The 24009-nt window shown below is 41.2% G+C and carries 31 protein-coding genes; 26 read left to right on the top strand and 5 right to left on the bottom strand.

Features of this window, described 5'->3' with window-relative positions; translation table 11 throughout:
• The first annotated feature begins 1 nt into the window (after window position 1).
• The 19 genes from rplX to carA all read left to right on the top strand — a co-directional run bounded on the left by rplX (window position 2) and on the right by carA (window position 11010).
• Window positions 2–337: a 50S ribosomal protein L24 gene (gene rplX, locus SKC37_RS06065; RefSeq protein WP_130895435.1), complete on the top strand. Its 336-nt coding sequence runs from the start codon at window positions 2–4 to the stop codon at window positions 335–337.
• Window positions 338–380: 43 nt separating this feature from the next.
• Window positions 381–935, top strand: a complete 555-nt coding sequence (gene rplE, locus SKC37_RS06060; RefSeq protein ID WP_130895434.1) for a 50S ribosomal protein L5 — start codon at window positions 381–383, stop codon at window positions 933–935.
• A gap of 43 nt (window positions 936–978) precedes the next feature.
• Window positions 979–1248, top strand: a complete 270-nt coding sequence (gene rpsN / locus SKC37_RS06055; protein ID WP_130895433.1) for a 30S ribosomal protein S14 — start codon at window positions 979–981, stop codon at window positions 1246–1248.
• Window positions 1249–1324: 76 nt separating this feature from the next.
• Complete coding sequence (gene rpsH, locus SKC37_RS06050) at window positions 1325–1720, top strand: 30S ribosomal protein S8 (RefSeq protein ID WP_130895432.1); 396 nt, start codon at window positions 1325–1327, stop codon at window positions 1718–1720.
• 58 nt (window positions 1721–1778) lie between these two features.
• A complete protein-coding gene (gene rplF, locus SKC37_RS06045; protein WP_377980626.1) occupies window positions 1779–2336 on the top strand; it encodes a 50S ribosomal protein L6 in 558 nt (185 codons plus the stop codon).
• Window positions 2337–2378: 42 nt separating this feature from the next.
• On the top strand, window positions 2379–2726 hold the full coding sequence (rplR, locus tag SKC37_RS06040) for a 50S ribosomal protein L18 (RefSeq protein WP_377980625.1): 348 nt from the start codon (window positions 2379–2381) through the stop codon (window positions 2724–2726).
• A 9-nt stretch (window positions 2727–2735) separates the two neighbouring features.
• On the top strand, window positions 2736–3254 hold the full coding sequence (gene rpsE, locus SKC37_RS06035) for a 30S ribosomal protein S5 (RefSeq protein ID WP_130895429.1): 519 nt from the start codon (window positions 2736–2738) through the stop codon (window positions 3252–3254).
• Between the two features lie 34 nt (window positions 3255–3288).
• On the top strand, window positions 3289–3468 hold the full coding sequence (rpmD, locus tag SKC37_RS06030) for a 50S ribosomal protein L30 (protein WP_223131594.1): 180 nt from the start codon (window positions 3289–3291) through the stop codon (window positions 3466–3468).
• 46 nt (window positions 3469–3514) lie between these two features.
• Window positions 3515–3961, top strand: coding sequence for a 50S ribosomal protein L15 (gene rplO / locus SKC37_RS06025; RefSeq protein WP_377980624.1), 447 nt, complete (start codon window positions 3515–3517; stop codon window positions 3959–3961).
• A gap of 17 nt (window positions 3962–3978) precedes the next feature.
• Complete coding sequence (secY, locus tag SKC37_RS06020; protein ID WP_377980623.1) at window positions 3979–5307, top strand: preprotein translocase subunit SecY; 1329 nt, start codon at window positions 3979–3981, stop codon at window positions 5305–5307.
• A 1-nt stretch (window position 5308) separates the two neighbouring features.
• The gene (gene map, locus SKC37_RS06015; RefSeq protein ID WP_377980622.1) at window positions 5309–6115 is read left to right on the top strand and encodes a type I methionyl aminopeptidase; all 807 of its coding nucleotides are present in this window, start codon (window positions 5309–5311) and stop codon (window positions 6113–6115) included.
• Between the two features lie 10 nt (window positions 6116–6125).
• Window positions 6126–6344, top strand: coding sequence for a translation initiation factor IF-1 (infA, locus tag SKC37_RS06010; RefSeq protein WP_127803117.1), 219 nt, complete (start codon window positions 6126–6128; stop codon window positions 6342–6344).
• Window positions 6345–6375: 31 nt separating this feature from the next.
• Entirely contained in the window at window positions 6376–6492 is a 117-nt protein-coding gene (ykgO, locus tag SKC37_RS06005; RefSeq protein ID WP_130895424.1) for a type B 50S ribosomal protein L36, read from the top strand.
• Between the two features lie 46 nt (window positions 6493–6538).
• Window positions 6539–6916: a 30S ribosomal protein S13 gene (gene rpsM, locus SKC37_RS06000; RefSeq protein WP_130895423.1), complete on the top strand. Its 378-nt coding sequence runs from the start codon at window positions 6539–6541 to the stop codon at window positions 6914–6916.
• 40 nt (window positions 6917–6956) lie between these two features.
• Window positions 6957–7352 carry a 30S ribosomal protein S11 gene (gene rpsK / locus SKC37_RS05995; RefSeq protein ID WP_130895422.1) on the top strand — a complete coding sequence of 132 codons (396 nt, stop codon included), beginning with the start codon at window positions 6957–6959 and terminating at the stop codon, window positions 7350–7352.
• A gap of 101 nt (window positions 7353–7453) precedes the next feature.
• A complete protein-coding gene (rpsD, locus tag SKC37_RS05990) occupies window positions 7454–8059 on the top strand; it encodes a 30S ribosomal protein S4 (protein WP_377980621.1) in 606 nt (201 codons plus the stop codon).
• A gap of 74 nt (window positions 8060–8133) precedes the next feature.
• Window positions 8134–9123 (top strand): DNA-directed RNA polymerase subunit alpha, encoded by a 990-nt coding sequence (locus tag SKC37_RS05985; protein ID WP_377980620.1) that lies wholly within the window; start codon window positions 8134–8136, stop codon window positions 9121–9123.
• Window positions 9124–9210: 87 nt separating this feature from the next.
• Window positions 9211–9813: a 50S ribosomal protein L17 gene (gene rplQ / locus SKC37_RS05980; protein ID WP_377980619.1), complete on the top strand. Its 603-nt coding sequence runs from the start codon at window positions 9211–9213 to the stop codon at window positions 9811–9813.
• A gap of 96 nt (window positions 9814–9909) precedes the next feature.
• On the top strand, window positions 9910–11010 hold the full coding sequence (gene carA / locus SKC37_RS05975) for a glutamine-hydrolyzing carbamoyl-phosphate synthase small subunit (RefSeq protein ID WP_377980618.1): 1101 nt from the start codon (window positions 9910–9912) through the stop codon (window positions 11008–11010).
• Between the two features lie 31 nt (window positions 11011–11041).
• Here the strand turns inward: carA and SKC37_RS05970 are convergent, their stop codons facing one another.
• Genes SKC37_RS05970 through SKC37_RS05960 form a run of 3 tightly spaced genes read right to left on the bottom strand, consistent with a single transcriptional unit; the run spans window position 11042 to window position 13589 of the window.
• Entirely contained in the window at window positions 11042–12451 is a 1410-nt protein-coding gene (locus tag SKC37_RS05970; protein ID WP_377980617.1) for a TonB-dependent receptor, read from the bottom strand.
• 57 nt (window positions 12452–12508) lie between these two features.
• Window positions 12509–13360: an N-acetylglucosamine kinase gene (locus tag SKC37_RS05965; RefSeq protein WP_377980616.1), complete on the bottom strand. Its 852-nt coding sequence runs from the start codon at window positions 13358–13360 to the stop codon at window positions 12509–12511.
• Between the two features lies 1 nt (window position 13361).
• Window positions 13362–13589 carry a cytochrome b5 domain-containing protein gene (locus SKC37_RS05960; protein ID WP_377980615.1) on the bottom strand — a complete coding sequence of 76 codons (228 nt, stop codon included), beginning with the start codon at window positions 13587–13589 and terminating at the stop codon, window positions 13362–13364.
• Window positions 13590–13673: 84 nt separating this feature from the next.
• On the opposite strand from SKC37_RS05960, the gene SKC37_RS05955 reads away from it, so the two are divergent.
• The 3 genes from SKC37_RS05955 (at window position 13674) to SKC37_RS05945 (ending at window position 17284) form a co-directional block, all read left to right on the top strand.
• Window positions 13674–14159 (top strand): hypothetical protein, encoded by a 486-nt coding sequence (locus SKC37_RS05955; RefSeq protein WP_377980614.1) that lies wholly within the window; start codon window positions 13674–13676, stop codon window positions 14157–14159.
• Between the two features lie 49 nt (window positions 14160–14208).
• Complete coding sequence (thiL, locus tag SKC37_RS05950; protein WP_377980613.1) at window positions 14209–15234, top strand: thiamine-phosphate kinase; 1026 nt, start codon at window positions 14209–14211, stop codon at window positions 15232–15234.
• Window positions 15235–15364: 130 nt separating this feature from the next.
• The gene (locus SKC37_RS05945; protein WP_377980612.1) at window positions 15365–17284 is read left to right on the top strand and encodes a polysaccharide biosynthesis protein; all 1920 of its coding nucleotides are present in this window, start codon (window positions 15365–15367) and stop codon (window positions 17282–17284) included.
• Here the strand turns inward: SKC37_RS05945 and SKC37_RS05940 are convergent.
• On the bottom strand, window positions 17277–17894 hold the full coding sequence (locus SKC37_RS05940; protein ID WP_377980611.1) for a phosphatase PAP2-related protein: 618 nt from the start codon (window positions 17892–17894) through the stop codon (window positions 17277–17279). The two genes, SKC37_RS05945 and SKC37_RS05940, sit on opposite strands and share 8 nt — an antisense overlap.
• A gap of 56 nt (window positions 17895–17950) precedes the next feature.
• Here SKC37_RS05940 and msrA point away from each other — a divergent pair, with 56 nt between their 5' ends.
• A complete protein-coding gene (gene msrA / locus SKC37_RS05935) occupies window positions 17951–18610 on the top strand; it encodes a peptide-methionine (S)-S-oxide reductase MsrA (protein WP_377980610.1) in 660 nt (219 codons plus the stop codon).
• On the opposite strand, the gene SKC37_RS05930 is transcribed toward msrA, so the two are convergent.
• Window positions 18607–21312 carry a putative LPS assembly protein LptD gene (locus tag SKC37_RS05930; RefSeq protein ID WP_377980609.1) on the bottom strand — a complete coding sequence of 902 codons (2706 nt, stop codon included), beginning with the start codon at window positions 21310–21312 and terminating at the stop codon, window positions 18607–18609. The two genes, msrA and SKC37_RS05930, sit on opposite strands and share 4 nt — an antisense overlap.
• 91 nt (window positions 21313–21403) lie before the next feature.
• Here SKC37_RS05930 and SKC37_RS05925 point away from each other — a divergent pair, with 91 nt between their 5' ends.
• From SKC37_RS05925 to prmA, 3 genes are read left to right on the top strand one after another with little or no spacing between them, the layout of a single operon-like run.
• Entirely contained in the window at window positions 21404–22201 is a 798-nt protein-coding gene (locus tag SKC37_RS05925; protein ID WP_377980608.1) for an N-acetylmuramoyl-L-alanine amidase family protein, read from the top strand.
• A 5-nt stretch (window positions 22202–22206) separates the two neighbouring features.
• Window positions 22207–23154 carry an MlaD family protein gene (locus tag SKC37_RS05920; protein ID WP_377980607.1) on the top strand — a complete coding sequence of 316 codons (948 nt, stop codon included), beginning with the start codon at window positions 22207–22209 and terminating at the stop codon, window positions 23152–23154.
• A gap of 5 nt (window positions 23155–23159) precedes the next feature.
• Complete coding sequence (prmA, locus tag SKC37_RS05915) at window positions 23160–23981, top strand: 50S ribosomal protein L11 methyltransferase (RefSeq protein ID WP_377980606.1); 822 nt, start codon at window positions 23160–23162, stop codon at window positions 23979–23981.
• Window positions 23982–24009: the final 28 nt, after the last annotated feature.

The following is a 24009-nucleotide window of genomic DNA, read 5'->3' as shown; positions in this document are numbered from 1 at the left end:
AATGGAAAAAAATACAAGTAAACCAGCAAAATTGCACGTTAAAAAAGGAGATACTGTTCAAGTGATCGCAGGTAATGCGAAAGGCAAAACAGGTGTTATCACTCAGGTGATCGTTGAAAAATCTCGTGCAATCGTAGAAGGAGCTAACTTGCAAACAAAGCACGTTAAGCCATCTGCAGCTAATCCTCAAGGAGGAATCGAAAAGCGTGAAGGTTCAATCCACATCTCTAACCTAATGGTAGTAGAAAATGGAAAACCTGTACGTACAGGTCGTAAATTGAACGAGAAAGGTAAATTACAACGCTATTCTAAAGCGACTGGTAAATTTATCGCATAATTAGAACTTAACCGTGGGTCGGAAATCCACAAAATATACTACAATGGCAGTACCTAGATTAAAAGAACGTTTTGTTAAGGAGGTTGTACCAAGCTTAAAAGAAAAGTTTCAGTACAAGTCTATCATGCAAGTGCCTAAGATTACTAAAATCGTAATCAACAAGGGTGTAGGAGCCGCAGTGTCGGACAAAAAATTAATCGATATCGCAATCGAAGAAATCACACAAATCGCTGGTCAAAAGGCGGTTGCTACGATTTCTAAGAAAGCTATCTCGAACTTTAAGTTACGTGAAGATATGCCTATCGGTGTTAAAGTAACGTTACGTGGAGATAAGATGTACGAATTCTTAGATCGTTTGACAACAGTTTCTTTAGCACGTGTACGTGACTTTAAAGGAATCTCTGAAAAAGGATTTGATGGTCGTGGAAACTATACCTTAGGGGTGAAAGAGCAAATCATCTTCCCTGAGATTTCAATCGATAAAGTAAGCAAGATCTCTGGTATGGACATCACGTTTGTGACGACTGCCGGAACAGATGAAGAAGCTTATGCTTTATTAGCAGCGGTTGGAATGCCTTTTGCAAATCAAAAAAAATAAATAGCCCTTTAGGCTTTCATAAAAACCTTTAAATTTTTACAAAATGGCTAAAGAGTCAGTAAAAGCAAGAGAAAGAAAACGCGAAGCAGCAGTTGCAAAATATGCAGTGAAGCGCGCAGCTTTAAAAGCAGCTGGAGATTACGTTGGATTGGATAAACTTCCAAAAAATGCATCTCCTGTACGTTTACACAACCGTTGTAAATTAACAGGACGTCCTCGTGGATATATGCGTAAGTTCGGTATTAGCCGTGTTACGTTCCGTGAAATGGCATCCAATGGTTTGATTCCAGGTGTAACGAAATCAAGCTGGTAATATTATTTGATTAATTAAATTCATTTTTGTAATTTTGCAGGCCCATTTTAAAAGACCTGCGGCAAATTTAAAAACAATGACAGATCCAATAGCAGATTATTTAACCCGATTGAGAAATGCCTTGAAGGCACGCCATAGGGTAGTTGAAATTCCTGCTTCCAACATTAAAAAGGAAATTACGAAAGTACTTTTTGATAAAGGATACATTTCAAACTATAAATTCGATGATTCATCCGTACAGGGAACCATCAAAATCGCGTTGAAATACAATTCAGTTACGAAGCAGCCTGCTATCGTTAATTTGACTCGTATCTCTAAGCCAGGTCTTCGTAAATACAATGGTGCTGAAGAGTTACCACGCGTATTAAACGGATTGGGTATCGCTATCTTGTCTACTTCTAAGGGAGTAATCACAGATAAAGAGGCTCGTACTTTACACGTAGGTGGAGAAGTACTTTGTTACGTATATTAATAATTGTTTCACGCTGAAAGGGGAGCGATCTCGAAATTTAAGCTATAATTAAAGTCTAATGTCAAGAATTGGAAAGAAGATTATCACCATCCCTGCAGGAGTTACTGTAGATGTAAGTGCTGGTAATTTAGTGACAGTAAAAGGTCCTAAGGGAACTTTGTCACAACAAGTTGATCAAGATATGATCATTGCTATTGAAGAGGGTGTTTTAACTGTGGCTCGTCCGACAGAACAAAAACGTCACAAAGCGATGCACGGTTTATATCGTTCATTGATCAACAATATGGTCGTGGGTGTGAGTGAAGGTTATACGAAAGTATTGGAAATCATCGGGGTTGGATACAAGGCCGCAAATCAAGGAAATATTTTAGAATTAAGCTTGGGTTACTCTCACGCGATTTTCATGGCAATTCCTACGGAAGTATCTATTGTAACTGCAATGGAGAAAGGTAAGAATCCAATGGTTACGTTGAATTCGATTGATAAGCAATTAATCGGTCAAGTAGCTGCGAAAATTAAGTCGTTACGTCCAGTTGAGCCATACAAAGGTAAAGGTGTTCGTTTCCAAGGAGAGCAAGTACGTCGCAAAGCTGGTAAAGCGGGCGGTAAAAAATAAATTATAAGCGTGGGCCGGAAATCCACACAAACAAGTTAACAAATGGCAACAACCAAAAATTTACGCAGAACCCGCATTAAACGTGCGATTCGTGCTAAGATCGCAGGAACAGCGGATCGTCCGCGTTTAACTGTATATCGTTCTAATTCTGCAGTATATGCGCAATTAGTAGATGATTTAGCTGGTAAGACTTTATTCTCAGCTACATCTTACAAGAAAGATAAAGTGAATAACAATATTGAAGCTGCTAAGACAGTAGGTTTAGCAATCGCTGCAAAGGCGAAAGCGGCTGGAATCGAGAAAGTAGTTTTTGACCGTAACGGTTATTTGTATCACGGAAGAATTAAATCATTAGCTGAAGGTGCTCGCGAGGGTGGCTTACAATTTTAAGAAATAGATATGTCGCATTTACAAGCAAAACCAATAAAGGTTAACGAAGGTGAGTTGAAGGAGAAAGTAGTAGCCATCAACCGTGTTGCAAAAGTAGTTAAAGGTGGTCGTCGTTTTAGTTTCTCAGCAATCGTTGTCGTAGGTGACGGTGCTGGTATCGTAGGATATGGTTTAGGAAAAGCAAACGAGGTAACTGACGCTATCACGAAAGGTATCGAAGACGCTAAGAAAAACTTATTCCAAATTCCTTTGTTGAAGAACACGGTTCCTCACGAGCAATTAGGTAAATTCTCAGGTGGTTTCGTTTTAATCAAGCCAGCTGCTCCGGGTACAGGATTGATCGCCGGTGGTGCGATGCGTGCTGTGTTAGAATCAGTAGGTGTTCATGATGTCTTAGCTAAGTCTAAAGGTTCATCTAACCCACACAACGTAGTGAAGGCAACCATCGATGCATTAGTGAAGATGAGAGCTCCACACTCAGTAGCTTTCCAACGTGGAATCTCTGTTGCTAAAGTATTTAATGGATAATCAGAGCGCGTAAGCCTCTCTAATAGAACATACAATGTCTAAAGTTAAAATTACTCAAGTTAAAAGTGCAATTAAGCGCCCTGAAGTACAAAAACGTACGATCGCAGCTTTAGGATTAGGTAAAATCCGTAAGAGTGTTGAGGTAGAATTGAATCCAGCGATTGCGGGTATGATTCGTGCCGTAAACCACTTAATTGTAGTTGAAAATATTTAATTAACATGCGAGTTGCTGGCAACAGCAGCGCTAAGCCCCAATTAGAATGAAATTATCGTCATTAAAGCCTGCAGAAGGCTCAGTAAAAGTTAGAAAAAGAGTTGGTCGTGGTCAAGGTTCTGGTTTAGGCGGAACTTCTGCTCGTGGTCACAAAGGTGCTCAATCACGTTCAGGTTATTCTCGTAAGAGAGGTTTTGAAGGTGGTCAAATGCCATTACAACGTCGTGTTCCTAAGTTTGGTTTTAAAAACCACAACCGTGTGGAATACAAAGCAATCAACTTAGATACATTGCAAGCATTAGCTGACGCAATTGGAACTAAGGTGATCACTTTTGAAACACTTTATACGAATGGATTAGTATCTAAGTCTGACTTAGTGAAAATCTTATCTCGTGGATCTGTAACATCTGCTTTAGAAGTTACTGTGAAAGGTTTCTCAGGTGCTGCTAAAACTGCTATTGAAGCAGCTGGCGGTAAAGCAATTGTTGGTTAATCCTCTATTCTAATCGAATGAACAAGTTAATAACAACTTTCAAGCATATTTTCTCAATCGAGGAGTTAAGAAGTCGTATTATTAATACGCTTCTTTTCATTGCATTCTTCCGTTTAGGTTCCTATGTTGCTTTGCCTGGTGTAGACGCAACTAAGTTAACACAAACAGGAGAGGGTGGCCTTTTCGGTTTATTAAATATCTTTTCAGGCGGTGCTTTAAGTAATGCTTCGGTATTTGCTTTGGGTATCATGCCGTACATCTCTGCTTCGATTGCGATTCAGTTATTGACCATTGCACTTCCGTATTTCCAAAAAATGCAGAAAGATGGTGAGTCAGGTCGTAAGAAGTTAAATCAAATCACGCGTATCTTAACCATTTTCGTTACAGCTGCTCAAGCGTTTACTTACTTACAAGTAACGATCCCTACTGATGCGATCGTACCTGGTTTAAATCCGTCGTTATTCCGTTTATATGGCGTGGCTATCTTAATCGGTGGTACGATGTTGTGTATGTGGTTAGGAGAGAAGATTACAGATAAAGGTATCGGTAACGGTATCTCAATGTTGATCATGATTGGTATCGTTTCTCGTTTCCCAGCGTCTATTTTACAAGAAGCAGGTTCACGTGGAATGTCAGGTGCTTTGATGTTCATCATTGAAATTATTGCCTTGTTCTTTGTTGTAATGGGAGCTATTATGGTGACTCAAGCAGTTCGCCGTATTCCAGTTCAATATGCGAAACAGGTAGTGGGTAGCAAAGCGACTGCTGTAGGTGGCGAGCGTCAATACATTCCTTTGAAGCTAAACGCTTCAGGTGTAATGCCAATCATCTTTGCACAGGCGTTGATGTTTATCCCAGGATTAGTAGCTCAGTCGTTTGCTGAAAAATCAGAATTTGCTTCTTCGGTTGCCTCTGCTTTCGGTGATTTCACGACATGGCAATACAATTTATTATTTGCTTTCTTAATCATTGTGTTCACGTTCTTCTACACAGCGATCTCGATTAACCCGACTCAAATCTCAGATGATATGAAGCGTGGTGGAGGTTTTGTGCCAGGAGTGAAACCAGGTGAGGAAACAGCCGGTTTTATTGCGACTATTTTAGATCGTATTACTTTACCAGGTGCGGTGATGTTATCGTTAATCGCGATTCTTCCTGCTGTCGCTAACTTGTTTGGCGTGACGAGAGGATTTGCTTCTTTCTTTGGAGGAACATCTCTTTTAATCTTGGTAGGAGTTGTTTTAGATACATTACAACAAGTAGAAAGTTATTTGTTGATGCGCAAGTACGAGGGTTTAATGCAATCAGGTCGAGTAAAAGGTCGTTCTGAATTGATTAATCGCTAAGATGATTTATTTAAAGACACCCGCGGAATTAGAGTTCATTCGACAGAATGGCGAAATCCTAGGGAAATGTCACGCTGAAGTTGCGAAGGCTATACAGCCGGGAGTGAGTACTTTAGCACTAGATAAAATCGCTTACGAATTCATTAAGGATAATGCAGCGCATCCATCCTTTTTGAACTACCAAGTAGGAAGCCAGAAATATGCGTATTCTTTGTGTATTTCGGTGAATGATGTGGTTGTTCACGGTTTACCGGGAGAATTGATCCTGAAAGAGGGAGATATTATTTCGATAGACGGAGGAGTTTATAAAAATGGCTACCACGCCGATAGTGCTTATACCTATGCTATAGGGAATGTCGCTGAGGATGTAGTTCAATTATTACAACGGACGAAAGAGTCTTTGTATTTAGGTTTGAATCAAGCCGCACCAGGCAAACGAGTAGGCGACATTGGTTTCGCCGTTCAATCATACACGGAATCTTTTGGATACGGTGTCGTGAGAGAGCTAGTAGGTCACGGAGTAGGTAAGAAGCTTCACGAAAGCCCAGAGGTTCCTAATTATGGTCGCCGCGGGGAAGGAGCTAAGTTGAAAGAAGGAATGGTCATTGCGATCGAACCGATGATTAACTTAGGGAAGCGTCAAATCTCAGTAGATAAGGATGGTTGGACTATCCGGACACAAGATCGCAAGCCAAGTGCTCACTTTGAACACACGGTAGCGGTAGGGAAAGAAGGCCCGATTATTTTGACGACCTTTGCTCCGATTGAAGAAGTGATTAAAACATCAACAGTATTGTTGAATATATAAATTAATAATTATGGCCAAACAGTCCTCGATAGAAGTAGACGGAATTATTTTGGAAGCTCTTTCGAACGCGATGTTTCGGGTAGAATTGGAAAATACGCACCAAGTCATTGCACACATTTCGGGCAAGATGCGGATGCACTACATCAAGATTTTACCAGGAGATAAGGTGAAGTTAGAGATGTCCCCTTATGATTTAAGTAAGGCTAGAATTGTTTACAGATACAAGTAATTTAAGGTTTGATTTTATAAATACAGTTAATATGAAAGTTAAAGCATCTATCAAAAAACGTAGTGCAGATTGCAAAGTAATCCGTCGTCACGGAAAGCTTTACGTAATCAACAAGAAGAATCCTAAGTTCAAACAAAGACAAGGATAATTCGACAGAATTTTAAATTGATTAATAACAACAATTAATTACCTATATGGCTCGTATTGCAGGGGTTGATATTCCCGACAAAAAAAGAGGAGAAATTGCGTTGACTTATATTTTCGGTATTGGTCGTAGCACTGCTCAAAAAATTTTAACGAAAGCTGCGGTTTCGTTTGACAAGAAAGCTGGTGAGTGGAACGATACGGAGGCTAGCGCTATCCGTGCGATCATCGCTGCTGAATTCAAAACGGAAGGTCAGTTGAAATCTGAGGTTCAATTAAACATCAAGCGTTTGATGGATATTGGTTGCTACCGTGGATTACGTCACCGTAAAGGTCTTCCATTACGTGGTCAACGCACTAAGAACAACTCACGTACTCGTAAGGGGCGTAGAAAAACAGTTGCTAACAAGAAAAAAGTAACTAAATAATAACTAGAGGGTAACACCTCTTCGTATTTCATTTCAAATTATGGCACAAGCAAAAAGAAAAGATAAAGCGAAGAAGAGAGTAGTTGTCGTTGAACAAAACGGTCAAGTACACATCAAAGCTTCCTTTAACAACATTATTATCTCCATTACTAACTCAGCAGGTCAAGTGATCTCTTGGGCATCAGCAGGAAAGATGGGTTTCCGTGGGTCTAAGAAAAACACTCCTTACGCAGCACAGATGGCAGCATCTAACTGCGCAGCGGTAGCTGTTGAAGCAGGAATGAAGAAAGCGGAGGTTTTCGTAAAAGGACCAGGAGCTGGACGTGAGTCTGCTATCCGTACTATCCAAAACTCAGGAATTGAAGTTTCTATCATCAAAGATATTACGCCAATGCCTCACAATGGATGTCGTCCTCCGAAGCGTCGTCGCGTTTAATAATTTTTATGCAGGGGTAATTAGTAATTATTTTCCCCCGCTTTTATTCACAATTTAATTACTTCATTGGGCATAAGAGGTCCAATGACTTTTAAGAAAAAATGGCTAGATACACAGGTCCCAAATCCAAGATTGCACGTCGTTTCGGTGAAGCAATTCTAGGTCCGAGCAAAGCATTAGCTCGTAAAAACTATGCACCAGGTATGCACGGTAAAGGAAAACGTTCAAAGGTTTCTGAATACGCAGTGCAATTGAAAGAAAAGCAAAAAGTAAAATACACCTATGGTATTTTAGAGCGCCAATTCGAAAACTTGTTCCACAAAGCTGCTGTTAAGGCAGGGATCACAGGTGAAAACTTGATCAAATTATGTGAAGCTCGTTTAGATAACGTAGTATATCGTTTAGGAATTGCTCCTACTCGTCGTGCAGCGCGTCAATTAGTTATTCACAAACACATCATTGTAGACGGCGAAGTAGTAAATGTGCCATCTTACTCTCTACGTCCAGGACAATTAGTAGGTGTTCGTGCAAAATCAAAATCTCTAGAAGTCGTATCTAACTCTTTAGCAGCTCGTTCTCCTAAGAACTTCAACTGGTTAGAGTGGGATGGTGTTGAATTGGTAGGTAAATTTGTTGCTATGCCAGAGAGAGATCAGATTCCTGAAAACTTCAACGAACAAGCAATTGTCGAATTATACTCTAAGTAATCTCCTAACGAGATTGCTAGAGTTTATTAAGAGTACCAATAACGTTTTTTCAGTATCATTTTAAGCTACGAAATATGTCAATATTAGCATTCCAAATGCCCGAAAAAGTTGTGATGGAAAAAGCCACAGACTTCCACGGGTTATTTGAGTTCAAGCCACTCGAAAAAGGTTACGGTGTTACCATTGGTAACGCACTTCGTAGAATCTTACTTTCTTCTTTAGAAGGATATGCTATCACAAGCGTTAAGATTTCTGGTGTGTTACACGAATTTTCTGCCATTGAAGGCGTTCACGAAGATGTATCTGAGATCATCTTGAACTTGAAAAAAATTCGTTTCAAGAAGACACAAGAAATTTTGGATAACAAAGTTTCTATGAAAATTAAAGGACAAACAGCGATCACTGCCGGTGACATCGCTAAGTTCACTCCTTATTTTCAAATTTTAAACCCTGAATTGGTTATTTGCAATTTAGATTCTTCGAAAGAAGTTGAAATTGATTTAGTAATCGAAAAAGGTCGTGGTTATGTACCAGCTGATGAGCCTCGTGCAAACGAGTTGCCATTCGGTCACATCGCTATCGATGCCATCTACACTCCAATCAAAAATGTTAAGTTCAGCATTGAGAATACACGTGTAGAGCAAAAGACGGATTATGAGAAATTAGTTTTAGATATCGAGACGGATGGTTCAATCCACCCAGAAGATGCATTGAAAGGTGCGGCGTATATCTTGATCCAACACTTTATGTTGTTCTCTGATCAAACAATGACATTTGAAACTCCTAAAGCAGAAGAAGATAATGTAGTAGATGAGGAATTACTTCACATGCGCAAGTTATTGAAGACTTCATTAGCCGACTTAGATTTATCTGTACGTGCTTACAACTGCTTGAAATCAGCTGACGTTCGCACATTAGGTGAATTAGCGAAATTAGAAATCTCTGATATGATGAAGTTCCGTAATTTCGGAAAGAAATCATTAACTGAATTAGAGCAATTGATCGAGGAAAAAGGTTTGACCTTTGGAATGGATGTTTCTAAATATCGTTTAGACGAAGATTAATTAATAATTTAAACAAAGTAATAGGTGGTATGCCGCGAGGTAAACTAACCGCAGCTCGCAAGAGCTTTTAACTTACGAAATAACACAATGAGACACGGTAAAAAATTTAATCACCTAGGAAGAACAGCCTCTCACAGAGCAGCGTTGTTATCAAACATGGCTTCATCTTTGATCTTACACAAGCGTATTCAAACGACTGTTGCTAAGGCTAAGGAATTACGTAAATACGTAGAGCCAATGATCACAAAGTCAAAAACAGATAGCACTAACAATCGTCGTGTGGTATTCTCTTATTTACAAAATAAGGATGCGATCAAAGAATTGTTCTCTATCGTTTCTGAGAAAGTAGCGAATCGTCCAGGTGGATATACACGTATTATCAAGTTAGGTAATCGTTTAGGTGATAACGCAGAAATTTGCTTCATTGAATTAGTTGACTTCAACGAAACAATGTTAGCTGCATCAGCGGAGAAAGCGGGTAAAACTCGTCGTAGCCGTCGTGGTGGCGCTGCAAAAGCAACTGAGGCTGCGGCTCCAGTAGCTGCTGCTGAAGCACCATCTGCAGAGGTAGTTGAAGAAGCTCCGGCAGCGGAAGTTGTAGCTGAAGAGGCTGCACCAGCAGCTGAAGAAGCAGCTCCAGAAGCACCTGCAACTGAGGAGTCCACTGAAGAAAAAGGAGAAGACGCTTAATCTTTCTCTTACAATTTTTTTAAAGGGCTTCAACTTTCCGTTGAAGCCCTTTTTTTAGGCAATTAGGATTAGACCCCTATTTTATAACAGATTTTTATGAGATTTACCGAGTCCACACCAGCGGTTTTACTTTTACAAGACGGAACTATTTTCCACGGGAAAGCACTAGGAAAAATAGGTACTCACGGCGGTGAGATCTGTTTTAACACCGGTATGACGGGTTATCAAGAAATTTATACTGACCCATCCTACGCTGGTCAGGTTATCATTAATACGACGGCTCACATCGGAAACTACGGGGTGATGCAGGAGAAAGAGGCGGAATCGAACAAGGTTCAAATCGCCGGTATGGTTTGTAATGAATTTGCTAGCGTTCACTCACGTGAAACGGCAGATGGTTCTTTACAAGACTATTTGGCGAATGCAGGAATCGTAGGAATCTCAGGTATTGATACACGTGCTTTAGTACGTCACATTCGTACGAAAGGGGTGATGAACTGCTTGATATCATCAGAAATTTTTGATGAAGCAGCCTTAAAAGCTGCCCTAGCTAAAATTCCATCCATGGAGGGTTTAGAATTATCTTCTCAGGTATGTACGCAAGAAGCTTACTTCTTAGGGGATGAGAAGGCGGAACGCAAAGTAGCTGTGCTTGATTTAGGTGTGAAAAGAAGCATCTTGTCAAATATCGCAGAGCGTGGATGCTATTTAAAAGTATTCCCAGCAAAGACCTCTTTCGCGGAAATCTCCGCTTGGAATCCAGATGGATACTTTGTTTCGAATGGACCAGGGGATCCTGCCGTAATGTCGTATGCGATAGATACGGTAACCCAATTCTTAAATAGCGACAAACCAGTATTTGGTATTTGCTTAGGTCATCAAATCTTAGCACAAGTGGTGGGTTTATCTACCTACAAAATGCACAACGGACACCGCGGTTTAAATCACCCAGTGAAAAACTTAGTGACGGGTCTTTCAGAAATTACGTCCCAAAACCACGGTTTTGCCGTGAAGATGGACGAATTGAAGTCATCGGATCAAGCAGAATTGACGCACATTAATTTGAATGACCAAACTGTGGAAGGTTTACGCGTAAAAGGACGCAAAGCGTTCTCTGTGCAACATCACCCAGAGGCTAGTCCTGGACCACACGATTCTCGTTACTTATTTGATCAGTTTATTGATCTAATGAAATAAAAAAAAGCCCTGAGAGATCAGGGCTTTTTTATTAGGCTTGGTAGCCAAAGAGCGAATGCTCTTTAATTAGTTTTGAGACCGATTTAGGGACATAATCAACCCATTCATCCGTTCCACTTTGAATTAGCTCAAGTACCTGATCTGTACGAATATTCATCAGCTTTTCATCGTAATTTTTGATTTCGGCTAACTTTTCATTGTCCAGTAGATATTGGAATAAACCTTTCAAATGTGTCTCAGGCTCGAAGTTCTTTAACTGTACAATATCTCCATTTTCGGCGACAGTGGGGTAGAGATATAATTTGATATTTTGGCCAAATAAACAACCAAAAGCAGTCATAATTCCACCTGGAACGTCTTTGTAATGTTTTTCCTCAAAGATATATTCTAAATTAGGCATACCCATTACGAGAGCCATCTTTAACTTAGAGAATTGACTTAAGAAGTCCACTAATTTGAAGTATTCGTGGAAGTTCGAGATCAATACCGTTTGGCCTAAAGAACACAAGATATCTACGCGATCAAGGAAGTCTTTCTCATCGATCTTGTGCGTCTCATTCTCTAAGCTTTTCAGCGTCAATTCGGATAGTACACAGATTTTATCATCATCCACATCGGGCTCTTGCTCGAACTGTGCGACGCCTTTCTTTAACATATCCGAGAAGATATTCGTCACAGGACGGAAACGTCCACGTACCGCTACGATGTGTTTTTTTGCCAAAGCATCATAGGGCTGCATCACTTTACCATCCGGTCCAAAAACCGCGGCCTGCGTGTACCCGTGCTTCACTAAATAAAGCGACATTAGGCGATTATCCACTTCTTTAAAATCCGGACCCTCAAATCGAATCATATCGATCTCGATCCGATCTTTCGACAAATCATCTAACAGAGATAAAAGTAATTTCTCGGGATCTTCGTGGTAATGGTAGCAACCAAATAATAAATTTACTCCAATCACCCCTAAAGCCTGTTGTTGCAGGATATTGTCATTATCTAGCATATTGACGTGTATGACCACATCATTAAAGCCGCCGTTCGGAGTTAATTGGAAACGAAGTCCAATCCAACCGTGAGCGTCATTTGTTTTCTGAAAATTTAACGCAGAAACGGTATCGGCGAAAGCAAAGAAGCGTTTCTCAGAAGCAGATTCTGTTAAGCGGACATTCAATAATTTGAATTCGCGGTTTAGCATTTTCATTAAACGCGGCTCGCATACATACTTGCCAGAGGCCTCTTCACCATAAATGGCATCCGAAAAGGCCATGTCGTAGGCAGAAATCGTTTTGGCGATGGTGCCTGAAGCACCACCTGCTTTGAAGAAATTAGCAGCTACATCTTGACCTGCACCGATTTCCGCGAAGGAACCGTAAATACTGCGGTCTAAATTGATTTGAAGTGCTTTTTGTTTAGTCCCTATGGATTTAATGTGCGATGTCATAGGCAATTATTTCTGTTTGTTGTCTTAGGCTGCTGAAGATGGATGCAATTTACGAATTTATGGCCAAAATTCCCCTTTGTGATACAAGCAAAGGCCCGCCATCGGTCCCTCACTGATATGTCCAACAGGTAAACCCTTTTTTTTCATCACTTGTTTTAAGATGTCGGAGTAATAAAAGGCCACGGATCCGGTAAAATGAAATACCGGTGCTTCCATGTAGCGTTTTAAATAGAGGGCAATAAAGGCCTCAAATGATTGTTCAATCAAACCATAACAAAAGGCATCCCGGCGATGATCAAATAAAAACTTGGAAAAGCCAGCAAACCAACGGTTAGGAAAAGCTTGTTTATAGGCTTTATCTAAAACTGTCAGTCGATCCAGTACCCCAAAACGTTTCTCAAAAACCGAACGAATCTCAGCAGGCATTTGATCATGCAAATAACTCAATAGTAAGGATTTTCCTAAATGTCCACCGCTTCCCTCGTCCCCTAACCAAAACCCTAATGGTGGAATTTGGGCTGAGATACGACCTCCATCCCAATACCCCGAATTAGATCCAGTGCCTAAAATACAGGCGATCCCAGCCTCTTTGCCACAAAGTGATCGGGCTGCAGCAATGAGGTCGTTCTGAATTTCTAGCGAACAGGTGCTGGGAAAATAGGGCCGAAAGGCGGCGGCAATTAGCTCACATTGTGCCTCGCTTGTTACTCCGGTGCCATAATAATAGATGGCTTGAATAGGTAGACCCGCAAATCCAGCTAAAACGTCTTCTTGTGCTTCCTTAATTTCTGCGGCGCTTTGATAGTAGGGATTGATGCCCGCACTATGGAAACTTTCATAGGGAGAAACTGGATCCTTTATCAGTCTCCAAGCTGTTTTAGTCGAACCACTTTCAACAATTAATATCATACTAGGCTAAGATTCCAATGGGCGTAAATTTTTCAAATACTTTGTCAGAGTGAGGGGCATCTGCGAGTTCTGGGGTTAAATCTTGACCAGCCCAATGTTCATAATGTTTCCCATTTTTCCACATTTTGGAATGAGTCATGTCGTAAATGAGTCCCTGGAAAGCCACCCAAATCTCAGGTTTATCTTGCCCATTTCTGAGGGCTAATTGTCCGCGAGTATATGTCTTCATATTTTATACGAAGCTAAATAAAAAGGGCCAAACCCGCCTTTATTTCAGAAAGATTTTTAATTTTACACTGCAAAAAAATCAAAGATGAAACACCTCATTTTATTACTATTGACTATTTCAGTGATGGCATGTGGAAGTGGAGGAGATCCAGCACCTACCCCAACGCCTACGCCCCCTACGCCTACGGTTAGCGTGGCAACTTTAGTTAAGAAAGTGTGGACGGTCAGCTCTGCTCAATGGGATGGCGTAACTAAATACGAAAAATCAAGTACTTCGAACGTTGTTCAAGGCTATTCCCAATATAAATTAGATTTATCTACCGCAGGTTCTGTGACATTAACAGAGTTCGATGGGAAGATTTTTACAGGTACGTATACTGTGGCGACGGATGGTCTTAGCTTAACATTAAACGGTTTGACTAGTGCTGATGGGGCTCCTACAGGTACAGGTGGAACTATTATTTATACCATCTTGGTAACTCCTACGGCGACAACATTGAGCCTGCAGCAAACAACTGCGTATGTGAAAGCAAGCAGTGCGATTGTGAAGTTAGCTTTGGTAAATCCTTAATTTGATTAGTAAAATTTGAAGCCGTCCTCGTGGCGGCTTTTTGTGTTATATGGAAAAGAGAACAGAAATCGGAGAAATTGGTGAGTTTGGTTTAATCAATCATATAGCCTCCCAATTTAAGGATAAACAGGATTGGACGGATTTGGGAATAGGAGATGATACCGCAGTTTTAGATCCTAAAGGAAATAAGGTAGTTACCACCACAGAATTATTCATTGAGGGTGTTCATTTTGATTTGGGTTATACACCCTTACAGCATTTAGGATTTAAAGTTGTTTCGGTTGTGCTTTCTGATATCGCTGCGATGAATGCCATTCCTGCTCAAATTACTATCGGCTTAGGCCTAAGTAATCGCTTTTCTGTAGAATCGGTGGACGCGCTTTATGAAGGAATTCGCCTAGCTTGTGAGGAATACAAAGTGGATTTAGTGGGAGGGGATACAACCTCTAGTCCACAGGGGTTAATTATATCGATGACAGCTACGGGTGTAGCGGAAGCTGAGAAATTAGTTCAACGCGGTACTGCAAAGCCCAATGATGTGCTTTGTGTTTCAGGCGATTTAGGTGCGGCGCTGATGGGATTGCATTCTTTGGAAAGAGAAAAACAAGTGTTTCTCGCTAACCCTGATATGAAACCAGAATTAGAGGGGAAAAGCTATGTCGTTTTACGTCAACTGAAGCCGATGGCCCGCTTTGATATCATTCATGAACTAAGGGACTTGGGCGTGGTGCCTACTTCTATGATTGATTGTTCGGATGGATTAGCCTCTGAAATCATTCATTTATGTAATGCCTCTGGTCTAGGCGCGCGTATTTTTGAGAAAAACATACCGATAGATGATGAGACCTATCTTTCTGCCACGGAATTTAATGTGAGTCCATTGACGGCTGCCTTGAATGGGGGTGAAGATTATGAATTAGTATTTACGGTTTCTCAAGAGGATTTTCCCAAAGTAGAGAAGATCGCCGATGTGACTGCCATTGGTTATATGACGAATGTAAGCCATGAACGTGTGATGGTGATGAAATCGGATGCAATCGTTGATTTGACGGCACCTGGTTTTGGGAAAGCGTAGACCGTTCGTCGACAAAATTCGCCGTTTGATAAATTTGCGCTTGTTTTAGTGATTTAATTGGTAATTTTGAATGTTGGAAATTGTCCGATAAAATTTTACCTATTAACCCGTGTTTTAGAAGAATCCCATTATGACGAAATCATTCTTCATTCGGAAATATTCAAATCGCTTTCTATCTAGATGGCTCGTATTAGTCTTTGATTCGCTCATTGTACTCTTCTCTTTTTCGATTGCCACGTTATTAAGAATGAATTTCCAAGTGTTGGAAATTGATTTTTCTATTTTTGCCTCACAACTCATCTTTATACTAGGCTTACGCCTATTGGCTTTTCTCTATTTTCAGTCATATGCGGGTATTATTCGACATACGAGTATTGAGGATGCTATTTTAATCTTAAAAGCGGTATTTACGGGGTCTTTTGGGGCGGTGCTCGTCTCAGCCGTAATAAGAAATACCCTTGGTTTTGAGCACGTATTTAATCTTTCTGCTTCCATCTTAATTATAGATTTCTTTATTTGTCTATTCTGGATGGTCATTCTTCGCTTTTTTGTGAAGAGCTTCTATGAATCCTTTGTCAACCAGTTTAAACCAACCATTGGTGTACTCATTTATGGGGCAGGGTATACGGGAATGTTGACGAAGAATGTATTCCAAACAGACCGTTCCACGAACTATAAAATCTTAGGTTTTATTGATGATAATGAATCAAAAATTGGTAAGACGATTGAGGGGATTAAAGTATTCAGTTTGCCTGAGGTATTGGACAAATTCGTGGGCTCGAATGATGGTTTAGAGGTGATTATGGCCATTAATAATATGTCCGCTAAATCCAAACGTAAAATTTCAGATATCTTTTTAGATAGAGGTGTGGTGGTGAAAGCGTTGCCTCCAGTGGATAAATGGGTAGAGGGGGAGTTTGCGATGAATCAGATTCACAATGTGAAGATTGAAGATTTATTGGGTCGAGAAGTGATTCAGATGAATAATAAGCGCATTGGGGAGGAGATATCTGGGAAAGTCATTTTAGTGACAGGAGCTGCGGGATCGATTGGAAGCGAAATAGTACGCCAGTTGATCGCTTATTTTCCGTCTAAACTTGTCTTAGTCGATCAGGCAGAATCAGCCTTGTATGATTTAGAATATGAGTTAGCAGGCAAGGTTCCGACTAATGTTCAGTTGATTGTTAATGTAGCGGACGTATCTGATACGCGCAGGGTGAGTAAGATTTTCAAGAATCACCGGCCGGATATTATCTTCCATGCGGCGGCCTACAAGCACGTTCCGTTGATGGAAAATAACCCCTATGAAGCGATTAAAACCAATGTGATCGGCACGCGAATTTTGGCGGAATTGGCTTCAGAAGTAGGGGTCGAGAAATTTGTCATGGTTTCTACCGATAAAGCGGTGAATCCAACCAATGTGATGGGTGCGACGAAGCGTTTAGCTGAGATGTATACCCAGTCAATGAACCAATTAGAGGGGGTGAAGACGAAGTTTATCGCGACTCGTTTTGGGAACGTATTAGGGTCAAATGGTTCTGTTATTCCGTTGTTCAAGAAGCAAATTGAACGGGGTGGTCCAGTAACAGTGACACACCCTGAAATTACCCGTTATTTCATGACAATCCCAGAAGCATGTGAACTCGTATTAGAGGCAGCGACAATGGGGCAAGGCGGCGAAGTCTTTGTTTTTGATATGGGTGAGTCTGTCAAGATTATTGACTTAGCCAAGAAGATGATTACCCTAAGTGGTTTGCGCGTGGACAAGGATATTGAGATTCGTTACACCGGATTGCGTCCAGGCGAGAAGTTGTATGAAGAGTTATTGAATAATGACGAAAATACGCTTCCTACGCACCATCCGAAGATTTTAATCGCAGAGGTTAATACGCCATCGTATGCCTACATGGAGGTAGCGACGAATGATTTGAATCACTTATTGTCTAGTGGAAATAACAATTCTATTGTCGCAAAAATCAAGGAGATCATTCCGGAATACAAATCAAACAATTCCGTGTTTGAGACGCTAGACAAAAAGTCGACTAAATAATCTCTGCTTTCTTTACTATCCAGATGGCCGCTAACGTGAAGAGCGGAGCGGCTAGGATGTCTAAGCTATAGTGAACGTGCTGAATTAGCAAAAGGGTCACGAGGACTAGACTCAGGCCCAGGGCAATTCTTCTTTCTCTTACGCTGGGCAAAAAGAAGCATACAAAAACCATTGTGGCAGTGTGGCCTGAAAAGAATAGGTCTTTCGTGATGGCCATATTTTCCCCGTAGATAAAAATTTCCGCTAATGGATCGTGTAAATCAACTAAGCCTGCTGGCGGGTTTAAGGCTACGAAATAGATGGTTAAAAATCGAAACCCGGTCTCTATATTGAATGCCCAGGCGAACCAGAGGAACCTTTTGGGATCTTGTAGTAGTCGATATAGCAAGTAAATGACGGACAAATAAATAATCCCAAAAATGGGATAGGAAACATTTAGGGCCGGAATGGCGTTAAGTAGTGGATCGTTCCATTGGATGCCCTCACGCAATTGAATCCATTGGAAATAATCATCCGCTTTAAAGGGGAAAATGAGGAACACAGCTAAGGCTCCAATGAACTTAAGCGCGAAAGTGCGGTCACTAAAGGCGGCTTTCCAGGTTTGTTTCAAGTTTGAACGAAAATTAGGTAATTTGGGAAGCGAAATTAGTGCTAAAAAACAATAAGATGAAAAAGATCTCGAAAATTACGGTAATTGTGTTGAGTATCATCACAAGTGCATTTCATTTTTCGTGCGGAAGTGCGGGCGAAAAAGGCGGAGTAGGTCAAAAAAATCAAACAACTAAGATGGATCAGAAATTAGATAAAATAACGTTTGGGGCGGGATGCTTCTGGTGTGTAGAGGCGGTATTTCAACGCGTGAAAGGCGTGAAAACCGTGACCTCTGGCTATATGGGCGGAAAGATAAAAAATCCGACGTATCGCGAGGTTTGTTCGGGACTAACGGGGCACGCGGAGGTATGTCAGCTGGCTTATGACCCGAAGGAAGTGGATGTGGCGACCTTATTGGAGATATTTTGGCAAACACATGATCCCACTACCTTAAATAGACAGGGAGCTGATACGGGTACACAATACCGTAGCGCGGTGTTTTTCCATACACCTGAGCAGCAAAAGGAAGCGGAGGCTTGGAAGCAAAAGTTGAATGCACAACACGTTTTTCCTAATCCGATTGTAACAGAAATCACGCCGGCATCAGAATTTTACGTCGCAGAAGATTACCACCAGAACTATTTCAATGAGAATGGGTCGGAGCCTTATTGCCAAATCGTCATCAAACCGAAGATGGATAAGTTCTTAAAGGCGTTCAAGTCTAAACTGAACTAGAATCCTCCTTTGTCGTAGAAACTCCGTCTGCGAGATAATTTCAAGTCTTGCAAAAGCGTAGATTTTACGCGTAGATCAAAGGAATAATTACTCGCGCGGCCATAGAATGGGCTCGCGATAGGCGTCCAGTTAAAGTTCATTTCCCAGCAATGCAGGTCGCGGTGCACGGACATATTCGTGTAAGTCAATCCTTTGTACTTAAAGTCAAAGCCAGACGTTACCGAGAACTTCCATTTTTCAGATAGACTTAAATCCCCTTGGAAGCTTAGACCACTGATGTTTTGAGGCGAGGCTAAACCCGTCTTGTTCATACTGTATTGGTAGGAGAAAGAGAAATTCCAAGGCACATTCCAGTCGACATAGTCGTCTAGGTTTCGGTTAATTTGATTCATTTGTGCTTCGCTAGCATTCTTGTTCTCTTTTGGTTTGGGCTTTCCGGCGGAGAAACGACGACCAATCGAAAAGTTAAATCCTTGTAAGCGGGCTAAACCAGCGCCTTGGCTAAACATATAGTCTGGCGTTCTACGTCCAATGTCAAAAAACAAGGGATCCTCCACATACAGATACGGATCAAAACTACCTCCCATATTGATGTCAAAATCTTTCACTCGCGATGCCAAATTAAATCCGATATTCGAGAGCGCATATTCTTTTGCGAGTAAATTGTAGCTACCGTTCAAACCGAAGTTGTCCAAGATGCGCACCTTTTCTGTCAATACGCTAGCAGTATCTGATTTAGTCTTCAACTTGGCTTCGAGTGTATTTTGGAACCCAAAAGAAATAGCTCCGGATGCGCCCCCATAACTCATTGTGCGAGGATCAAATGTGCTAATGCGGCGAATGTCACCAATCTGCTCTTTGCCTTCTGTATTGATGAATTTACGGTTATTGATGCGTACATCTTGGTAATAGCCAAAACTTGGATCCGAATAATCCGGCGTATAACTTAAACTAACCGATGGAACCAAGGTGTGGCGAATAGCTTCTAAACGCCCTTTTTTGAAGCGTAATGTTCCAAACAAGCGCGTATTCATACTAGCAGAAAAAGCGATCTGAGAATTGAATTTAGGCAAGCCGCCTACTGTATCTATTCGGACCGTTGAATCTGCTGCTACATACGTGTATTTATAGGAACGCGTGTACATGTTCCCGGACCAAGAAACACCTGGCGTTAGGTTAATGTGTTTCGTTAGCTTTAAATTCGGTAAAGCTAGCGGAATGCTGTAGTTGAACTTTGTCTGCGCTTTCTCCCATAAAATAGGCAAGGTGCTCGCATCCACCGGGATTACCCCAGCCGGCACATCATCTGCTCCCGTCGGTATAAATGGTTTCTGTATCGTTCCTCGCAAGGAATTGGACGATCGAGGATAGACATCAAATTCATAACGTGTATAAGGGTCACCCACTTGATTCGTCATCGAAATACCTCCAGAAAAGTCTAAGCCGATGCGGAATTGATCAATGAAGCGATCGCCTAGGGAGTTTTTCTTTTTGAATGGTTGGATTTGGTTGAGGCCAAAGTTAAAATCAGTTCCGGCATCAAATACCCGGGTACTCGTATTTTGGTTTATCCGTAGGTTAATACTTGTGCGGACCGTTTGACCAAAATTGCGCGAATACTGAACGGATGACCCAATCGTATTCGAGAGGTATTGTTGCGTATTGAATGTATTGTATTGATTGTAGGAATTCGAGGCGATATTCACAGAGGCGGAGAAGCTAGAATTCCCTGAGCTACGCGGGGTATGAGACCATTGTAGGGCAAAATCTGTTCGTTTCGTAGGATCAAATTCATCCCCGTTGCTATTGCGATTGAAAGCCAAATTGAAACTTCCAGCAAAGCGATAGCGCTTATTGTATTGAGAATTCGCGCCTAGACCCCAGCCACCTTTGGAATAGATTTGGCCAGTAAAACGAATGCCGATGTTTTCGCTAGCTGCCCAATAATAGCCTCCCTCTCGTAAATAGAAACCTCGTCCATTCGGTTCCTCGCCATAAGTGGGCATAATAATGCCGGATTTCCCGGCCTCCTTTGGCTGTGAATAGGGGAAGAAGCCAAATGGCAAGCCGATGGGTAATGGAATGTCATTTAACTCAAAGTGAAAAGGCCCAGAGATGATCTCTTTTTTACCTACCACTTTTATTTTGTTTGCCTTAATGTGAAAGTGCGGATGGGTTAAATTACAAGTGGTATAGATCGCGTTTCGGATGTAAAGGTTCTCCTCTTCGTCTTTTTTGACATTTTTACCTTGGACAAAGCCCTCGCCTTGTTGCGTCACAATGCCTTTGATGATGGCTCGTTTGGTCTTAAAATTATAGCGTATTTCGTCCGAATCGTATTTGTCGTTGCCTTGCAAAAATACGGGCAAACCGATCATCTTTTGGGTGAGCGTATCCTTAGTTCCGATGGCGTAGACCTCGTTTTTTGCCCAGTCCAAGCGGATATAGTTGGCTTCGAGGGAGATTTCCCCATATTTGACTTTGGCGCCCCCATACAAATTCACCACTTGTGCATCTGCATCGAGAATCGTAGAATCCACCGCTGAATAGAAAACAGTCGTCTGTAAATCTGCTGCGGAGTCCTTAGGGATAGATTTTTGTAAAGTATCCGTCGAGATTACGCGTTGCGCTTTGGCCTCTAATATAGAAGCGAAAAGGACAAGCAGGGTAATAAAAAGGTAATATGTGGATTTCTTTACCAAATGGAATTTAAAAATTATATTTGTACTTAATAAATACAAGCCTACAAAATTACATTTTTGCTTGTTATCAACGTGTAACATTTACAAAATAATGTTTAATCAGATAAAATCTATCAGTTTAATTTTTGCCTTGGGATTCTTGCTAACAGCTTGGTCGCCGAGTGGCTTTCAGAAAACGGATGGGAAGAATCGCATTAAAGTCGTTTGCCTAGATGCCGGACATGGCGGCAAAGATCCGGGTTGTATGGGCCCTAAAGGTTCTCATGAGGGTATTGTGACATTAAAAATTATTTTAGAGTTGGGTAGAAAGTTAAAAGCAGCCCATCCTGACCTGAAAATCATTTATACCCGCGATACGGATACGTTCATTGAATTAAATGAGCGGGCAGCTATAGCGAATCGCAACAAAGCGGATTTGTTTATATCTGTTCATTGCAATGCCGCATTGAACAAAAACGCTTATGGTACAGAAACCTACACCATGGGTTTACATAAAACGGATGGTAATTTGAACGTAGCGAAGCGCGAGAACTCCGTTATCTTGCAAGAGAAAGATTACCAAAAGACCTATGATGGTTTTGATCCGAACTCGCCGCTCGCGCATATTATGATGGCGAATTACCAAAGTGCCTTTATGGCCAGTTCGGTCAAATTTGCTTCTAAAGTGGAAGAGCAGTTTACCAAAACCTATAAACGTAAGAGTTTTGGGGTGAAGCAGGCGGGATTTTTAGTGATCTGGCGTACGGCGATGCCCAGTGTTCTCGTAGAAACGGGCTTTTTAACGAACCCGGATGAAGAGAACTATTTAGCTTCAGAAAATGGACAGTCAGAAGTCGCGACAGCAATCGCTACCGCATTTAAATCATACAAAGACGAAATCGAAAAATAAATACGATGTTCAAAAGCAATGAATTGAAAGTAGGGTTTTTGGCATTGTTAGCCTTCTTAATCCTCTATTTCGGGTTTAATTTTCTGAAAGGAAACGATGTGTTTTCGTCCGCACGAGTTTATTATGTGGAATACGAAAATGTGGATGGTTTAATGGTATCTAACCAGGTGATGGTTAATGGTATCGAGGTGGGGAAAGTGAAGAAAGTCGAAATTCAACCAACTAAGGCGAATAAAATCCTAGTTACGCTGCGATTAAGCCAAGACATAGTCATTCCTGATAAAACGGTGGCTGTTCTCTCGGATGGGGCCTTATTAGGCGGAAAAATTATTCGGTTGCGTTTAGAGGGTAAAGGGAATTTAGCCGAGGATTCGTTCTTAAAGGGCGAAACGGAAGTAGGGGTAACGGCCTTGTTGAAAGAGCGTGCTATTCCTGTCATCGCAAATGCGGATTCTCTACTAGTATCTTTCCGTCAAATCTCGGACAAATTTGATCATACAGGTACGTATTTAAATACGTTGTTAAAAACCTCCAATGAAACGGTGTCAAATATCAATGGTTCTGTTAACGGAATCGTAGCTGATAACCGAACAAATGTGGCACAAATCTCTGCTAATATGAAAGTATTATCAGCGGATTTAGTGGAGACAGAGAAGCAATTGCGACCCTTGTTAACCAAATTCAATACGGTGGCAGATTCCTTAAATGCATTAAAAATAGGCAAGACCTTGAAAGAGGTGGATGCGACGGTACTTTCGTTGAAAAAGATTGTGCAAGGTTTAGAGCGAGGCGAAGGAACGGCAGGTAAGTTGATTAAAAACGATAGCCTTTACTTAGGCCTAAATAAAACGCTTTTGGATCTAGATAAGCTATTGCTTGATTTTAGATTGCAACCGAAGCGCTATATTGGTATTTCTGTTTTCGGTAAGAAAAATACGCCTCCATCTAATTAATTTCTATGTCTACGATTCAAGTGAAAATTACAGCCAGTCCTGAGCTGTCTGAAATTTTAGTCGCTGAGCTAGGCGAGATTCAATTTGATATTTTTGAAGATTCTGAGACAGGTGTTGTCGCCTATTGCCCAGAAATAGACTTTTCTGAAGAGGCTTTGACTGAAATCATGTCCCGTTACGGTCTTGAAACCTACGAGACGAATCGTATTGAAAAGCAAAACTGGAATGAAGTGTGGGAGAGTAATTATGATCCCATTCGCATCGAAGACCTCGTGTTAATTAGGGCGAGTTTTCATCCGTCTGAGCCAGGATTTCAGCTGGAGGTGGTGATTAATCCCAAAATGTCATTTGGCACTGGACATCATGAAACTACTTCGCTGATGACTAAGGCTTTATTTGATGTCGATTTAACAGGTAAAAGTGTATTGGATGCCGGAACAGGTACGGGACTTTTGGCATTCGTAGCCAAGAAACGGGGTGCTGGATTTGTGCGAGGATTCGATATAGATGAATGGTCGGTGGAGAACTCGGTGGAAAATGCGGGATTGAATGACTGCGCTGAAATTCCTTTTGGACTAGGCACCATCGCAGATGAAGATGAAACGGAATATGATGTGCTTTTAGCGAATATCAATCGCAATATCTTGTTAGCCGAAATGGCTGATTATAGTGCCCGCATTAAGCCCGGCGGACTACTTTTTTTAAGCGGTTTTTACACAGAAGACATTCCTCTTTTATTGGAATCCGCTGAAAAGCAGCAACTTAATTTTGTCGCGCAAGCATCAAAAAACAACTGGGCTTGCTTGCAATTGAGAAAAAAACCTTAATTTTAAAGGTTTGACTCTTATAATCCGA

The organism is Aquirufa esocilacus, assembly GCF_042715595.1.
GTDB lineage: Bacteria > Bacteroidota > Bacteroidia > Cytophagales > Spirosomataceae > Aquirufa > Aquirufa esocilacus.
Note: the sequence above shows the minus strand (reverse complement) of the source record. Positions and strands in the feature narration are given on the sequence as shown.

Excerpts from the sequence above, each read along its gene's own strand:
- rplX (WP_130895435.1), top strand. The coding sequence starts at position 2 with ATGGAAAAAAATACAAGTAAACCAGCAAAATTGCACGTTAAAAAAGGA.
- rplE (WP_130895434.1), top strand. The coding sequence starts at position 381 with ATGGCAGTACCTAGATTAAAAGAACGTTTTGTTAAGGAGGTTGTACCA.
- rpsN (WP_130895433.1), top strand. The coding sequence starts at position 979 with ATGGCTAAAGAGTCAGTAAAAGCAAGAGAAAGAAAACGCGAAGCAGCA.
- rpsH (WP_130895432.1), top strand. The coding sequence starts at position 1,325 with ATGACAGATCCAATAGCAGATTATTTAACCCGATTGAGAAATGCCTTG.
- rplF (WP_377980626.1), top strand. The coding sequence starts at position 1,779 with ATGTCAAGAATTGGAAAGAAGATTATCACCATCCCTGCAGGAGTTACT.
- rplR (WP_377980625.1), top strand. The coding sequence starts at position 2,379 with ATGGCAACAACCAAAAATTTACGCAGAACCCGCATTAAACGTGCGATT.
- rpsE (WP_130895429.1), top strand. The coding sequence starts at position 2,736 with ATGTCGCATTTACAAGCAAAACCAATAAAGGTTAACGAAGGTGAGTTG.
- rpmD (WP_223131594.1), top strand. The coding sequence starts at position 3,289 with ATGTCTAAAGTTAAAATTACTCAAGTTAAAAGTGCAATTAAGCGCCCT.
- rplO (WP_377980624.1), top strand. The coding sequence starts at position 3,515 with ATGAAATTATCGTCATTAAAGCCTGCAGAAGGCTCAGTAAAAGTTAGA.
- secY (WP_377980623.1), top strand. The coding sequence starts at position 3,979 with ATGAACAAGTTAATAACAACTTTCAAGCATATTTTCTCAATCGAGGAG.
- map (WP_377980622.1), top strand. The coding sequence starts at position 5,309 with ATGATTTATTTAAAGACACCCGCGGAATTAGAGTTCATTCGACAGAAT.
- infA (WP_127803117.1), top strand. The coding sequence starts at position 6,126 with ATGGCCAAACAGTCCTCGATAGAAGTAGACGGAATTATTTTGGAAGCT.
- ykgO (WP_130895424.1), top strand. The coding sequence starts at position 6,376 with ATGAAAGTTAAAGCATCTATCAAAAAACGTAGTGCAGATTGCAAAGTA.
- rpsM (WP_130895423.1), top strand. The coding sequence starts at position 6,539 with ATGGCTCGTATTGCAGGGGTTGATATTCCCGACAAAAAAAGAGGAGAA.
- rpsK (WP_130895422.1), top strand. The coding sequence starts at position 6,957 with ATGGCACAAGCAAAAAGAAAAGATAAAGCGAAGAAGAGAGTAGTTGTC.
- rpsD (WP_377980621.1), top strand. The coding sequence starts at position 7,454 with ATGGCTAGATACACAGGTCCCAAATCCAAGATTGCACGTCGTTTCGGT.
- SKC37_RS05985 (WP_377980620.1), top strand. The coding sequence starts at position 8,134 with ATGTCAATATTAGCATTCCAAATGCCCGAAAAAGTTGTGATGGAAAAA.
- rplQ (WP_377980619.1), top strand. The coding sequence starts at position 9,211 with ATGAGACACGGTAAAAAATTTAATCACCTAGGAAGAACAGCCTCTCAC.
- carA (WP_377980618.1), top strand. The coding sequence starts at position 9,910 with ATGAGATTTACCGAGTCCACACCAGCGGTTTTACTTTTACAAGACGGA.
- SKC37_RS05970 (WP_377980617.1), bottom strand. The coding sequence starts at position 12,451 with ATGACATCGCACATTAAATCCATAGGGACTAAACAAAAAGCACTTCAA.
- SKC37_RS05965 (WP_377980616.1), bottom strand. The coding sequence starts at position 13,360 with ATGATATTAATTGTTGAAAGTGGTTCGACTAAAACAGCTTGGAGACTG.
- SKC37_RS05960 (WP_377980615.1), bottom strand. The coding sequence starts at position 13,589 with ATGAAGACATATACTCGCGGACAATTAGCCCTCAGAAATGGGCAAGAT.
- SKC37_RS05955 (WP_377980614.1), top strand. The coding sequence starts at position 13,674 with ATGAAACACCTCATTTTATTACTATTGACTATTTCAGTGATGGCATGT.
- thiL (WP_377980613.1), top strand. The coding sequence starts at position 14,209 with ATGGAAAAGAGAACAGAAATCGGAGAAATTGGTGAGTTTGGTTTAATC.
- SKC37_RS05945 (WP_377980612.1), top strand. The coding sequence starts at position 15,365 with ATGACGAAATCATTCTTCATTCGGAAATATTCAAATCGCTTTCTATCT.
- msrA (WP_377980610.1), top strand. The coding sequence starts at position 17,951 with ATGAAAAAGATCTCGAAAATTACGGTAATTGTGTTGAGTATCATCACA.
- SKC37_RS05925 (WP_377980608.1), top strand. The coding sequence starts at position 21,404 with ATGTTTAATCAGATAAAATCTATCAGTTTAATTTTTGCCTTGGGATTC.
- SKC37_RS05920 (WP_377980607.1), top strand. The coding sequence starts at position 22,207 with ATGTTCAAAAGCAATGAATTGAAAGTAGGGTTTTTGGCATTGTTAGCC.
- prmA (WP_377980606.1), top strand. The coding sequence starts at position 23,160 with ATGTCTACGATTCAAGTGAAAATTACAGCCAGTCCTGAGCTGTCTGAA.